15 protein-coding genes are annotated in these 13,106 nt (G+C 40.9%); 14 read left to right on the top strand and 1 reads right to left on the bottom strand.

From position 1 onward, the window contains the following. The first annotated feature begins 13 nt into the window (after positions 1–13). Both KOL94_RS06510 and KOL94_RS06505 read left to right on the top strand, forming a co-directional pair. Positions 14–241, top strand: coding sequence for a DUF3892 domain-containing protein (locus KOL94_RS06510; RefSeq protein WP_221565074.1), 228 nt, complete (start codon positions 14–16; stop codon positions 239–241). Between the two features lie 461 nt (positions 242–702). Then, positions 703–1,338 (top strand): FMN-dependent NADH-azoreductase, encoded by a 636-nt coding sequence (locus tag KOL94_RS06505; protein ID WP_221565073.1) that lies wholly within the window; start codon positions 703–705, stop codon positions 1,336–1,338. Positions 1,339–1,375: 37 nt separating this feature from the next. On the opposite strand, the gene KOL94_RS06500 is transcribed toward KOL94_RS06505, so the two are convergent. Further along, complete coding sequence (locus tag KOL94_RS06500) at positions 1,376–1,564, bottom strand: hypothetical protein (RefSeq protein WP_221565072.1); 189 nt, start codon at positions 1,562–1,564, stop codon at positions 1,376–1,378. Positions 1,565–1,743: 179 nt separating this feature from the next. On the opposite strand from KOL94_RS06500, the gene KOL94_RS06495 reads away from it, so the two are divergent. The 12 genes from KOL94_RS06495 (at position 1,744) to KOL94_RS06440 (ending at position 13,101) form a co-directional block, all read left to right on the top strand. Continuing rightward, positions 1,744–2,022: a hypothetical protein gene (locus tag KOL94_RS06495; protein WP_221565071.1), complete on the top strand. Its 279-nt coding sequence runs from the start codon at positions 1,744–1,746 to the stop codon at positions 2,020–2,022. Between the two features lie 163 nt (positions 2,023–2,185). After that, entirely contained in the window at positions 2,186–2,734 is a 549-nt protein-coding gene (locus KOL94_RS06490; RefSeq protein ID WP_221565070.1) for a sigma-70 family RNA polymerase sigma factor, read from the top strand. Beyond that, positions 2,731–3,606: a hypothetical protein gene (locus KOL94_RS06485; protein WP_221565069.1), complete on the top strand. Its 876-nt coding sequence runs from the start codon at positions 2,731–2,733 to the stop codon at positions 3,604–3,606. Before KOL94_RS06490 ends, KOL94_RS06485 begins: the two co-directional genes overlap by 4 nt. Before the next feature lie 188 nt (positions 3,607–3,794). Continuing rightward, entirely contained in the window at positions 3,795–4,817 is a 1,023-nt protein-coding gene (locus KOL94_RS06480; protein WP_221565068.1) for a Gfo/Idh/MocA family protein, read from the top strand. A gap of 12 nt (positions 4,818–4,829) precedes the next feature. Next, complete coding sequence (locus KOL94_RS06475) at positions 4,830–5,891, top strand: Gfo/Idh/MocA family protein (protein WP_221565067.1); 1,062 nt, start codon at positions 4,830–4,832, stop codon at positions 5,889–5,891. A gap of 24 nt (positions 5,892–5,915) precedes the next feature. Next, on the top strand, positions 5,916–6,695 hold the full coding sequence (locus tag KOL94_RS06470; protein WP_221565066.1) for a sugar phosphate isomerase/epimerase family protein: 780 nt from the start codon (positions 5,916–5,918) through the stop codon (positions 6,693–6,695). After that, on the top strand, positions 6,692–7,855 hold the full coding sequence (locus KOL94_RS06465; RefSeq protein WP_221565064.1) for a Gfo/Idh/MocA family protein: 1,164 nt from the start codon (positions 6,692–6,694) through the stop codon (positions 7,853–7,855). The genes KOL94_RS06470 and KOL94_RS06465 overlap by 4 nt, the downstream gene beginning before the upstream one ends. 12 nt (positions 7,856–7,867) lie before the next feature. After that, positions 7,868–8,836 carry a sugar phosphate isomerase/epimerase family protein gene (locus tag KOL94_RS06460; protein WP_221565062.1) on the top strand — a complete coding sequence of 323 codons (969 nt, stop codon included), beginning with the start codon at positions 7,868–7,870 and terminating at the stop codon, positions 8,834–8,836. 160 nt (positions 8,837–8,996) lie between these two features. Beyond that, positions 8,997–10,253: a CYP152 family fatty-acid peroxygenase CypC gene (gene cypC, locus KOL94_RS06455; protein WP_221565061.1), complete on the top strand. Its 1,257-nt coding sequence runs from the start codon at positions 8,997–8,999 to the stop codon at positions 10,251–10,253. Between the two features lie 220 nt (positions 10,254–10,473). Next, on the top strand, positions 10,474–10,947 hold the full coding sequence (locus tag KOL94_RS06450) for an RNA polymerase sigma factor (protein ID WP_221565059.1): 474 nt from the start codon (positions 10,474–10,476) through the stop codon (positions 10,945–10,947). Between the two features lie 23 nt (positions 10,948–10,970). Then, on the top strand, positions 10,971–12,194 hold the full coding sequence (locus KOL94_RS06445) for a hypothetical protein (protein ID WP_221565058.1): 1,224 nt from the start codon (positions 10,971–10,973) through the stop codon (positions 12,192–12,194). 613 nt (positions 12,195–12,807) lie between these two features. Then, positions 12,808–13,101, top strand: a complete 294-nt coding sequence (locus tag KOL94_RS06440) for a hypothetical protein (RefSeq protein WP_260412223.1) — start codon at positions 12,808–12,810, stop codon at positions 13,099–13,101. Positions 13,102–13,106: the final 5 nt, after the last annotated feature.

Below are 13,106 nucleotides of genomic sequence, written 5' to 3'. Positions count from 1 at the left end.
GGAGGTTTTGGTAATGGATAAAGAACATTTTACTGGAGTACGTAAAGATGAAAATGGCAAGATTCAAATGTTTCAAACAAGCTCCGGTAGAGAAATATCGTATGAAGATGCAATCAAGGAAGTTGATAATGAAATGATTGAAGGTGTCAGTGTAGTAAGGGAAGAGGACGGTGAAACATATATCCGCTCTAATCCTGATAACCGAAGGGATAATAACTTGGACGGTCTGCCTATATTCTAGAGAGCTGGGAGTACCAGCTTTTTCTTTTTGCACTAATTTTCATCATTCAATTAAGCTATTTTCTAAAAGTTTGTGTTAATGGGATGTTGTTAAGGAAGGTGCTGAATACTTATGACAGTGGAAATATGCGAGACTCCTGCGGGACAACAAGCTGAGCGAGACCCCGGGGGGAAGCGAATTAAGGATCTTCGAGTATAATGATGAACTTCGACGAATTACCACCACGTCCTGTGGTAAACGTCGAAGCCAACACATCCTGTGCAAGTGAGCTGAGGAGGCTTGCAGATTGCCCGCGGAAAGCGAGTATATTTCCAATTTCAAACACTACAATATGCGAAAACAGCCTTCAATAAAAACTATGAGCAAACTATTTTGTTTTATTCAGCTGGCATGGTACTATCACTATGTAAAAAGGAGCTACTTATTAAAAGTAACCCAATAAACGACAGGAGGAAATACAAATGGCAGAAGTATTGTACATCACAGCAAACCCAAAAACTGCAGAAGAATCATTTGGACTAGCAGCAGGTGAGGAATTCATTAATGCTTACCGTGAGGCGAATCCTGATGATGAGGTGATTCGTCTAGATCTTTATGAATATGATCTCCCTTATATTGATACTGATGTTTTCAACGGATGGGGGAAGCTTCAGCAAGGGCATGCTTATGATCAATTAAGCGCTGATGAACAGGATAAAGTGAGACGGATAAACGTGCTTACTGAACAGTTCAAGAAGGCAGATAAATATGTGTTCGTCACACCACTGTGGAATTTCAGTGTCCCTCCAAAAATGAAAGCGTATATTGACTGTGTTGCAATCGCAGGATCTACTTTCAAATATACAGAAGATGGTCCAGTAGGGCTGTTGGATGATAAAAAAGCCCTCCATATCCAGGCGCGCGGAGGAATCTATTCAGAGGGTCCGGCTGCCGAACTGGAGATGGGTGACCGTTATATCCGCAATGTTATGGGATTCCTGGGAGTGAAAGATATGGAGTCCGTTATCATTGAAGGTCATGCAGCAATGCCAGACAAGGCAGAAGAAATCAAATCGAAAGCGATTGAAGAAGCAAAACAAATCGCAACCCAATTCTAATATCACGAAAAAGGATGACTCATTAGGTCATCCTTTTTCATTCATCATGCGGTTTGTAGGGAACTTGATCCAATGGTATAGCCATGGAATAGTCATAGGAAAATGGCTCTGAATGCACGGCTCCATTTTGATAATCAAGTACAGAATCATTCAACTTATTATCATTTTTTACGTCTTCAAAAACTGGCACCTGATTAAATGGTATGTCATTACGGTGATTATACATCTAACAACCCCCATTGTTAGTTTTACTAGTTAATTCGACGGAGTACGTTCGTCCTCCTTTAGCGTATGGTAATTATTTTTGTTTATTCATTCTAACTTCTGAATCAAGCATTTTTCATCTGCCTATCCTTCATTCGTGATAAGATGAATAGAAGAAGATCGTTGGGAAGGATGGTCCGGATGCCGCAATTTTTATTCAAGGTTGTGGAGGTAGAAACGTTAGAGAATGATTCGGGTGATCAACAATTTGTAAATAAAATAGCGAATGTCGATGCTGAAGTGCTGGACAAGCAATCGGGAAAAACCATTTATAGAGGGAACTTTGATGTCATGTTCAACAAAGATGGTGTCTATCCTTCAGTAAAATCAATCAATGCAATTGATGTTCCTAAGTACATAAAAACAGAGCTGCTCTTTCAATCAAAACGCTATATAAAGCGTTTGAGAAAATGGCTGTAATAAGAATGGATTATAGGGGCTGTCCCATAAGTGTCTGACACTTTTCTTTAAGGACAGTCTCTTTTTTGTGAGTAAAATGAAACTATTTTCGAAGTCGGTCGTCTAAGTTGCGATTTTGTGGAAATGAATTACTGAAATATCAATGAAAGGATGTGATTTCGTGATGTCAGAGGTGAACAAAGTGGAAAAACTGCGCAAAAAAACCCGTAATGAAACCATTATTGAACTCATGGATCGATATGGGGACATGGTAAAGAAGTTGGCTTTTACATACGTCAAAGACATGAGCACGGCAGAAGATGTTGCACAGGATGTCTTCATAAGCTGCTATCATAACATTCATTCATTTCAAGGACGATCAAGCTATAAAACATGGATCTACCGGATTACTATCAACCGTTCAAAGGATGTACTCAAGAGCAGTCGATTTAAGAAATGGCTGCCTTTTAAAAATGATCAAAACCATGTGTCAAAAGAACACTCACCTGAACTGAGGCTGCTAAAAAAAGACGACGAATCATTAGTGACCAAATCGTTGTTGTCTGTTCATGAAAAGTATCGTGGTATCCTTTACATGTATTTTTACGATGAATTGAAAATCAAAGAAATAAGTGAGATCACAAACCTGAAAGAAGGTACCGTCAAGACAAGAATAAGCCGAGGGAAGGAATTACTTAGGAAAGAACTTGAAAGGAGAGGTTTAGAACGATGAAAAAGGATCAGTTTGACAACCTCAAAGAAACGATGGACAAAGAACTTTATGGCAGCATTAGATTTTCCAATAGTGCAAAGGAAGAGGTGCTTGACCGGATGAAGGAAACAAAAGGGCAAAGAAAACCGATGTTTAAGTTGATGTTTGTCAGTGTGGCTACGATCGCCGTATTGTTCGTCTTCGGTTCGATATTTTTGAGTCAAGGATTTGGAACGAAAGAATCCGCAACACAACAAAATTCAGATGAAGCAGAAACAGAACAGCTCGTACAAAATGATAAATTGGGTAAAGAAGATGATGTTGAAAGTGATAAGGATACAGCGGTCTCTGCTGAAGGTGGTTTAAGTAAAGAATGGAAGGATTTGACGAATCCGGAAGATGTCCCTGAAACACATCCGACGAACGCAAAAGATATGATTGCCGGTGCTAACGAAGGCGTAGAAGCAGGTGTACCTGAACAATATTTGGATGATCCTATGTATTACAAAACAATGGGAGCTGGAATCCTGAGGTTTTCTCTCAGAGGGATTACTGTCGAAGGAGAAGCAATTGAAAGGGACTTCGAAAATCTGACAAACCTTTGCATTCTGATCCACACGGAAGAACTGAAAAGGTATGAACATCTTGACCTTCCAGAAGGCGAATGGCCGCAAGCACACGTGGATCAATGGAAAGACCCAAGTAAAACAATGGAAAAGGCAATGATGTATTATAAAGGTCTATTAAATGATCTCGATATTGCCATTAATCACAATGGAGAAGGTGAAACATCTGGTTATGCCCACATGGTGGATGGTGAGAAAGTAGATGAACTCGAAGCTTTCATTCCACCCGAAGAAGAGCTTGCCGATGTTGAGTATAGAGATGAATAAGAATTTGAATAGTAGAGACTTGTGGCCCCATTGGGCGACAAGTCTTTTTTGTGCTTTTCGCGGCTTGAATGATTTTGAACACATACAGAAGCTGTGTCTTTTGAAAATTCGAAATCTTGACAACCTTATGATATTAAAATAAGCTATCCACATACGTTTTTGTTAAGTCCTTAGAAGGAGGTTATCCTATGATTAATGTTGCCCTGCTGAGCAGATGGCACGTCCATGCAGATGATTATGCAAAACTCGCGCATGAAAATGAAAACGTTTCAATCAAACTTGTTTGGGATGAAAATCCGGAGCGGGGTAAGAGATGGGCTGAGGAGCTTGGGGTCCCATTCAGAAGTCATCTCGAGTCGGTGCTGGCTGATCCAGAAATCGATGCGGTGATTGTAGATACACCAACCAATCGCCATAAAGAAATCATTCTGTCAGCGGCACGACATGGAAAGCACATTTTTACGGAAAAAGTTCTCGCATTCACTGTGAAAGACTGTGAGGAAATCTATGAAACGGTAAGGGGAAATAATGTACAGCTCATGGTTTCCTTACCACGCCTTACAGAAAATTATTACCTTTATGCACAAGATGTCGTTGATCAAGGTCTCTTAGGAAAACTGACCACGATCCGATGCAGATTGGCTCATAACGGTGCAGTGCCACTTGAAGGGAAATCAACGGGTTGGCTGCCTGAACACTTTTTCAATAAGGAGGAATGTGGAGGAGGTGCACTGATTGACCTTGGTGCTCATCCGATCTATTTGACAAACCGTCTTGCTGGAAAAGCAGATTCGGTTTCAGCTCGCCTTCTACAAACGGAAGGCCATGACGTCGATGATAATGCAGTCGCCTTGATTGAATATGATTCTGGTGCGCTTGGCGTACTGGAAACCGGATTTTTATCCACCGGCAGTCCGTTTCAATTAGAGCTTTATGGAACAGAAGGAACCCTTTTAATTGAAGATCAAGAAATCCGTATGAAAAGCAGTAAGCTGAATGGAGAATGGGTCATACCAGAATCTCTCCCAGAACCCCATCATTCTCCTTTTGATCAATGGGTACTTGCAATCGTAAATAACGAACCGACTACGATTTCCGAATCGGATGTACTTGGTCTGACATTGATCAATGAAGCATCGAAAATATCTGATGAACAGGGACGTAGGGTCGCAACGAAAGAAATCCTGAATGAAACTACACAAATCAAGTAGGAGGAGAAGATTATGGCTGAAAAATTGAAGGTAGGAATCATCGGTGCTGGTGGGATTGCTAAGGAAGTACATATTCCTAGCTATTTGAAATGTGGAGAAAAAGTCGAGCTGGTTGCCGTTTGTGATGTCGTCAAGGAAAAAGCGCAGGAGTTGGCAGCTGAGGTCAATGCACCGTATGCTTTTTCTACATATGACGAAATGTTCGAAAACGTGGAGATCGATGCTGTTAGTATATGTACACCGAATAAATTCCATCATCCTGCAACAATCGCTGCGCTGAAGGCGGGTTGCCACGTTTTATGTGAGAAACCACCGGCAATGACTGTAGATGAGGCAGTTGATATGGCTGAAACGGCAGAGAAAGAAGGAAAGATTTTAACCTATGGCTTCCATTTCCGACATGCTCCAGAGGTCGAAGCATTGAAACGTTTCATTGACAATGATGACTTAGGTGACATTTACGCTGCCAGAGTAACAGCGATGCGGCGTCGAGGTATTCCTGGATGGGGCGTCTTCACAAACAAGGAACTACAGGGCGGGGGTCCTCTGATTGATATTGGTGTCCATATGCTCGATACCGCTCTCTATTTGATGGGTTACCCTGAACCGGATACCGTATTTGGAGTTACTTATCAAAAACTCGGAAAGAGGAAAGGTGTCGGAATGATGGGGGATTGGGATTGGGAGAACTTTACCATCGAGGATATGGCTCGGGGCATGATCACCTTTAAAAATGGCGCTTCAATCCTTTTGGATTCAGCATTCGCAGCAAATGTGGAAAAACATGATGAAATGAATGTTTCGATAATGGGAGATCAAGGTGGTGCCGATGTTTTCCCTCTTAAGATCTACCAGGAGAAACATGATGTACTCATCGACACCACTCCATCCTTTTTACCTCGGAAAGGGTATCACGAGCTTGAAATTGAACGATTCGTCGAGTCATGTCTGTCAGGACTTCCACCGATCAGTACGCCTAAAGAAGGCGTTTATCTACAACAGATCATCAATGGATTATACGAGTCAGCGGAAAAAGGTGAAGCAGTCAAGCTCGAGCGAACCATATCAGTCTGATAGACAAGCTATAGGGAGGTATCCATGAGTAAAATCGGTTTACAATTGTATTCGATTCACGAAAAAACAGCAAAAGATTTTCTTGGAACTATACAAAGTGTTGCGGAGATAGGCTATGAAGGTGTTCAATTCGCTGGTTTTTTCAAAACGTCTGCTCGTGATGTCAAGATGGTATTGGACGAAAATGGTCTTGTAAGTGCTGGTGCTCATATTGCTTTGGATCAACTACAAGATGATGAACTAAAAAGGACGCTCGACTATCAGAAAGGGATTGGAAACAAATTGATCATTTGTCCTGGAATCCCTGCAGAAAGACGTCAATCCACAGATGATTACAAAGCCGTCGCTGAGACTTTCAATCAGATTGGTGAGATATGTAAGAAGGAAGGCTTTACCTTTGGTTACCATAACCACGATTTCGAGTTTAATAGATTCGAAGAGCGAACGGGGTTTGAGTTGTTATTTGAAAATACGGATCCATCACTTGTAAAAATGGAGCTTGATTGTTATTGGGCTGCTTTTGCTAACCATGATCCATTCGATATCATCGATAAATACCGAAATCGAATCGTTTCACTTCACATTAAAGATATGAAAATGGTCAATGGAGATAAAAAAGGGACAGAAGTCGGTAATGGACAGTTGAATTTTGACTCTATCGTTACAGCGGCTGATGAATATGGCATTGAATGGCTCACAGTTGAGCAAGAGGAATTTGAGAGGGACCCATACGAAAGTCTGGCTATCAATCTCAAAAACCTTCAATCGATCAAGTCAAAAGTTGAAGATGGAGGGAGCTCATGAAACGGATCAAAGCTGGAATCATAGGGACAGGTTTTTCAGCAATGTCTCATTTGGAAGCCTTGAAAAGACTGCCAAATGTCAATGTAGTTGCAATCGCCTCAAGCGAACTCTCTAAAGCAGAAAAAGTAGCCAATCAATACCACATCGATCATGCGTATGATGATGTGGATCATTTGATCAATGACCCCGAGGTGCAAGTCATTCACAATTGCTCCTCGAATTTTTTACACTTTCCTTTTAATAGAGATATACTACTGGCTGGGAAACATCTGCTCTCTGAGAAACCGCTTGCAATGAACAGTGAAGAATCGAAGGAATTGAAGGAACTCGCCAATAGACATAATCTTGTAGCAGGCGTATGTTTCAACTACCGACACTTCCCGATCGTCAAACAGATGAAAGATGATATCACTTCAGGTCACCAAGGTAGAGTGAATCTTGTATACGGAGGATATGTACAGGACTGGTGTTTATATGAGACAGATTATAGCTGGCGTATGGATGCGGAAAAGAATGGACCGTCACGGGCAATAGCTGATATCGGTTCACATTGGTGTGACACTGTCCAATATATCCTCGGTAAGAAAATCGTAGAAGTATTCGCCGATTTGAAGACAGTTCATTCTACCCGTCAAAAACCGAAAGCGGAAGTACAGACGTTTGGCAAAAGTGATTCCGTCGATACAGAGGAAGTCCAGATCGACACGGAGGATTACGGGAGTGTCCTTGTCCATTTTGAAGATGGCATCCACGGGGTTTTCACCGTTTCCCAGGTTAGCCCTGGACGTAAAAATAAGTTCTATTTTGATATCGCGACAGCTCATGCAACCTACTCCTGGGATCAGGAACAGCCGAACCGGCTATGGATTGGGCAACGGAACGAACCGAACAAGGAACTGGTGAAAGATCCAGCTCTCCTTTCTCCAGAAGCGGCAAGCCTAGCCCATTATCCCGGCGGACATCAGGAGGGTTGGCCGGATGGATTGAAGAACTTGATGCTGGATTTTTATGGAGCAATCAGTCAAAAGGAAGACAATGTTGATTTGGAAAATGAAACATCATTCGCTTCCGTTGCTGAAGGTCATAGGATCATGCAGTTGATCGAGGCGATCCTTGAAAGCCATGAGACAAAAAGATGGGTCCAAATTTCTGAAGAGTAGAGGTGTCAAACATTGAAACTAGGTGTATTCACAGTCTTATTTGCTGAAAAATCATTCGAAGAAATGCTTGATCATGTGAAAGAGAGCGGATTACATGCTGTAGAAATCGGGACAGGCTGTTACCCAGGAGGTGCGCATTGTCCATTAGATGAACTGTTGGAGGATGAAGGCGCACGGAAACAATATCTCCAAAAGGTCCAGGATCGGGATTTGACAATCAGTGCCTTCAGCTGCCATGGAAACCCGATATCACCTGATAAAAATTTCGCAGAAGAATCTGATGAAACACTTCGTAAAACGATCAAGCTTGCTTCATTGATGGATGTTCCTGTGGTGAACTGTTTTTCCGGAGTAGCAGGTGATCATGATGGTGCGACTCATCCAAATTGGCCCGTCACTCCATGGCCAGGTGATTATGGAGACGTATATGAATGGCAATGGGAAAATAAGCTTATCCCTTATTGGAAAGAAATCGGCCAATTGGCAAAAGAGTATGGGGTGAAAATCGGGCTTGAACTACATGGCGGTTTCCTGGTACACACACCTTACACAATGCTGAAACTCCGGGAAGCAACAAATGATTCGATTGGGGCAAATTTGGATCCGAGCCATTTATGGTGGCAGGGAATTGATCCGGTTGCTGCAATCAAAATACTTGGTGAAGCAGAGGCCATCCATCATTTCCATGCGAAGGATACGTATATCGATCAAGATAACGTCAACATGTATGGACTGACGGATATGCAGTCATACGGTGATGTGAAAACAAGAGCCTGGACCTTCCGTTCGGTAGGCTGCGGTCATAGTTTGGAAGAATGGTCGAACATCATCAGTGCACTAAGGATTTATGGTTATGACCATGTCGTGAGCATTGAACACGAAGACCCGATCATGTCGATCGACGAGGGATTCAACCGGGCAGTAACCAATCTGAAAAAAGTGTTGATTGAAGAAAAACCATCAGAAATGTGGTGGGCTTGATATTTATTTGAACCGTTCAGTTATAGCCTGGACGGTTTTTTCGTTGTTTCATCATCAATATGAATATGTTTAAGAGGTTTTATTTTCGTGAAAATGGGTTTAATAAGTATGACGTAACTCTTGCCATCGAAATTTAAAATGAAAAGGAGCAGATCTTTTTATGTCATCGAATGCAAAAGTCCCACATGATAAGAGTATCGATAATAGTTTTGCTCTGATGAAGGAAGGATATCGATTTATCGGAAATCGGATTGAGGAGTATCAATCAGACCTGTTTGAAACACGCTTATTAGGCGAAAAAGTAATTTGCATGAGCGGGAAAGAAGCGGCTAGGATTTTTTATGATACCGATCGGTTTCAGCGAAAGGGGGCTGCCCCGAAAAGAGTTCAAAAATCGTTGTTTGGTGAAAATGCAGTACAATCAATGGATGGTGAGAAACATATACACCGGAAACTTCTTTTCATGTCCTTGATGACGCCACCCCATCAAAAGAGGCTGGTTGAGCTGATGAAGAAGGAATGGGAAAAAGCTGCACATAAATGGGGCACATATGAAAACGTCGTCTTGTTCGAAGAGGCAAAGAACACGTTATGCAAGATTTCTTGTGATTGGGCAGGGGTACCGTTAAAGGAATCAGAGGTTAAAGAACGAGCAGATGACTTCAGTGATATGGTTGATGCGTTTGGAGCAGTCGGTCCTCGCCACCGTAAAGGTAGAAAAGCAAGGAAGAGAGCTGAAAAATGGATTCAAAAGGTCATTGAAGATGTTCGAAACGGCAGTCTTGAGGCAGAGGAAGGTTCCGCTATATATGAAATGGCATTCCACCGTCAGCTCGACGGCAAAAAGTTGGATACCGAAATGGCTGCTATTGAACTGATCAATGTGCTACGACCAATTGTAGCCATTGCAACTTTTATCACTTTTTCTGCATTAGGACTACATGAAAACCCACAGTATAAGGAAAAACTACAGCAGGGTGACGAGCAATTCCTTGAAATGTTCACAGAAGAGGTTCGGCGGTTCTATCCATTTGGCCCATTCGTAGGTGCAAGGGTGAAAAAGGGTTTTATATGGAACGAATGTGAATTCAAGAAAGGCATGCTTGTCCTGCTTGATATGTATGGAACGAATCATGATTCGAGGATTTGGGGTAATCCTCATGAATTTCGGCCAGAGCGTTTTGAAGACTGGGACGGAGACCGATTTGAATTTATCCCCCAAGGTGGAGGAGATCCAGAAAAAGGACATCGGTGTCCCGGAGAAGGGATCACCGTTGAAGTGATGAAAGCGAGCCTCGATTTTATCGTAAACAAAATTGATTATGAGGTTACTGAACAGGATTTAACCTACAGCCTTTCGAAAATGCCAACATTGCCAAGAAGCGGTTTCATCATGAAGAACATCAAATTAATATGAATGGATTCTATAGAGTAGGACTGTCCTAAAAGAGTGTCAGACACCCCCAACACAACATTTCCTATCAAAACATCGATTTTCTCAAAATGTTGTTAAGTTCGGAGGGACTCAGGCACTTTTGGTACAGTCCCGTTTTTTTGTAAAAATTGAATAAAATAAATCCAACACTTTTCCTTTTTGAATCGTTATATAAGTGAAGACGTTAGAGAAGTCGGGGCGGATGGGGGATTTCGAGAATCATATGTTGATAGAAGAGTTGTACAACAAACACCAAAAAGAGCTCATAAGGTTTTCACGTTCCATAGCAAGGGATGAAAAGGAAGCGGAGGATCTCCTCCAAGAAACATTTCTGCGATCTCTAGGTCATATGGAAAAGCTTGAAGGACTGTCCAGTTATCAACAAAGAGCTTGGCTGTATAAGGTAACCAGGAATATCCTCTATGATAAAAGGCGTAAAGACCGGCATGAAGTGCCCCTGAAAGAAACCGATCAACCTTGGATGAACTTTGATGGGAAACGAATTGAAATACGTGAATTACTGGAGCATCTTCAACCGAAAGATTTTGAAATCGTCTATAAAAAGTTCTGGCTGGGACTGAACAGCAAACAAATCGCTTCTCATTTGAACATTCCGGATTCAACTGTCCGATATCGTCTTCAACAAGCATTGACGCAATTACGGAAACAAATCTGATATCAATAAGGAGGAGTAAAATAATGGGAAAAACAATCAAGAATATCAACTTTCTAGATCTGACCGGTGCAACTGAAGATAGTTTGGAGGAGGTTTCGATGATCAAGAACATCAATTTACTTATTTTCAGTAAAAAAATCTCCAAGTTACTTTCAAAAATATCTATTAAAAACATCAATACTTCCCTGGAAGTTCCAGAAAATATCAAACTGAAAAAGGGGATCATCGAATTTGATGAAAGTTATGGTGAGGGCCTCCAAGAACCTGTTCATTTTGGGGTGAAAGGAACGTTAATCATCAAACCGGGTGTCACTTTAGACACGATGGAAAAAATCAGCGGAATCACAATTTACGGTGATATCTATTGTCCAAACCGGTTAAAAGGAGCGATTCAGAACAAAATCGACAACCAAATTGGTGATGTTGTTTCCTATATGGATGAGGCTGATGAGGTCGTTGTCAATTCTTTGCAGCTTGACGATCATTTCTTGAAGGCGCTCAATACAGATAGTCATCTTGTAATCATAGGCAAATCATCGGTTTCAAATTCGATCGATCCTAAACTACTACAGGAAAGATTAAAGAAAATCGAGTTCATTGATGAGGTGTTCATTCACGAAGAAATTCTAGATTCAATGGGTGATCGACTTGTGAAATCAGCAAAGAGTAAGATGAAGGTCATTCCTGCTGGATCGATTTATATAGATGACGATCTCAGGATTGATTCAGCAACGATCAAAAGATTTGATAAAGGTAAACTTTATGTTACCGGGACGATCCAAATGGAGAATGACATTACGGAAGAATTACTTGATGAATGCATAGCTGAAATCTACGCTGAGGACAGGATTCTATGCAGTCAGGAATTGATGCCACGTGTTATGGAAAAATGTAAGGATCCTACAGTCGAAGTGATGGGATATAAAGGGAAGCTGATTGTAGTTAATGGAGAATATAGACTTACGCAAGCTGAGTTGAAATATACGAAAGAAAGTCTTACATTCAACATTCGAGGTGTTTTAGATATAAGTGAAGACGTAGATCCGGAAGATCTGTTTAATAAAATTGAAGCTGTACACCTTTATGGTGTCATAAACGCTCACGAAGAGCAAAGTGGTGTCATCCAGACAAAATTACGTACAAAAAAAGGCGTGGTGAGTTCCAGTAAAGAAAACGATGATCAGGAGTATCTTGAAGAGGATAATGATCAGAATGTCATTGCAAATATGAATTATTTAAAACTTTAAGCGACTGAAAAAGAATTGAAAATTCGATTTCGTCTCACTATCATAAGTATACTATGGTAATGAGACGAAACTTTGAGTTTTCTCTTTTGGTAGTTATAATAGATATTATGTTAACAAATAAAAGATAGGTTAAAGAGGGAATTCAAATAATAAACTAATGACATCATTCTGTTGTCTTTTGTAATGTCGGCAAACTATTGATCAGATCAACTTTCAAATTCAAAACCACTATTTTTAAAATTTGAAACTGTTGTACAAAATTACCGTCTCGTTGAAACTTACTATATGTTGGTACAGTTTTAATTATTTTCTCTGCTCTTGACTTCAATGACCAAAAAGGAATTGTTGTTTCTCCATACGATTCATTAAACTTGTTTTCTCCAATGATGTCCCTAAATACAGTGATTAACAACTTTTGCCCTAAAGATGATACTTCTTATGCGACACTAAACATGACATTATATGGTAGAATAAATATCAGAAGATGATAAACAGGCTGTGAATAAAGCTTGGCAAACGTTCGAAAAAAGAAGTAAGTGATTTTTTGAGTAAAAAGAAAGGCAATACCTCCCTCTTTAACAGGGGAGTTTCCATACATAAGGAGGTATCCACCATGGAGAAGGAATTGGAAAAGGTCAAAAAGCGCACCGAAAAGCAATTGGAACAGTACCGAAGCAGAGACGACGACTCAACAGCTTATAACGATGCGATGGACCATCTCGGTCGTATTGAAGGGTATCCAACCAAAAACCTTTCCAAAGTGAACATGAAAAAACTTCCGGCACCCATTCGCATCTTCGGCTATCTTGCAATCGGCACAATGGCTTTGACCTTTGTACTGATTATCGTACTCAGCATATGGAATTGGGTCATTGATTTTTTAGAAAGACAGGGGTTCTTTTTCTAAACTAG

The organism is Alkalihalobacillus sp. TS-13 (assembly GCF_019720915.1).
GTDB lineage: Bacteria > Bacillota > Bacilli > Bacillales > Fictibacillaceae > Pseudalkalibacillus.
Note: the sequence above shows the minus strand (reverse complement) of the source record. Positions and strands in the feature narration are given on the sequence as shown.

What these genes read in the sequence shown, in the direction of transcription:
- KOL94_RS06510 (WP_221565074.1), top strand. Translation starts at nt 14, where the DNA reads ATGGATAAAGAACATTTTACTGGAGTACGTAAAGATGAAAATGGCAAG.
- KOL94_RS06505 (WP_221565073.1), top strand. Translation starts at nt 703, where the DNA reads ATGGCAGAAGTATTGTACATCACAGCAAACCCAAAAACTGCAGAAGAA.
- KOL94_RS06500 (WP_221565072.1), bottom strand. Translation starts at nt 1,564, where the DNA reads ATGTATAATCACCGTAATGACATACCATTTAATCAGGTGCCAGTTTTT.
- KOL94_RS06495 (WP_221565071.1), top strand. Translation starts at nt 1,744, where the DNA reads ATGCCGCAATTTTTATTCAAGGTTGTGGAGGTAGAAACGTTAGAGAAT.
- KOL94_RS06490 (WP_221565070.1), top strand. Translation starts at nt 2,186, where the DNA reads ATGTCAGAGGTGAACAAAGTGGAAAAACTGCGCAAAAAAACCCGTAAT.
- KOL94_RS06485 (WP_221565069.1), top strand. Translation starts at nt 2,731, where the DNA reads ATGAAAAAGGATCAGTTTGACAACCTCAAAGAAACGATGGACAAAGAA.
- KOL94_RS06480 (WP_221565068.1), top strand. Translation starts at nt 3,795, where the DNA reads ATGATTAATGTTGCCCTGCTGAGCAGATGGCACGTCCATGCAGATGAT.
- KOL94_RS06475 (WP_221565067.1), top strand. Translation starts at nt 4,830, where the DNA reads ATGGCTGAAAAATTGAAGGTAGGAATCATCGGTGCTGGTGGGATTGCT.
- KOL94_RS06470 (WP_221565066.1), top strand. Translation starts at nt 5,916, where the DNA reads ATGAGTAAAATCGGTTTACAATTGTATTCGATTCACGAAAAAACAGCA.
- KOL94_RS06465 (WP_221565064.1), top strand. Translation starts at nt 6,692, where the DNA reads ATGAAACGGATCAAAGCTGGAATCATAGGGACAGGTTTTTCAGCAATG.
- cypC (WP_221565061.1), top strand. Translation starts at nt 8,997, where the DNA reads ATGTCATCGAATGCAAAAGTCCCACATGATAAGAGTATCGATAATAGT.
- KOL94_RS06450 (WP_221565059.1), top strand. Translation starts at nt 10,474, where the DNA reads ATGGGGGATTTCGAGAATCATATGTTGATAGAAGAGTTGTACAACAAA.
- KOL94_RS06445 (WP_221565058.1), top strand. Translation starts at nt 10,971, where the DNA reads ATGGGAAAAACAATCAAGAATATCAACTTTCTAGATCTGACCGGTGCA.
- KOL94_RS06440 (WP_260412223.1), top strand. Translation starts at nt 12,808, where the DNA reads ATGGAGAAGGAATTGGAAAAGGTCAAAAAGCGCACCGAAAAGCAATTG.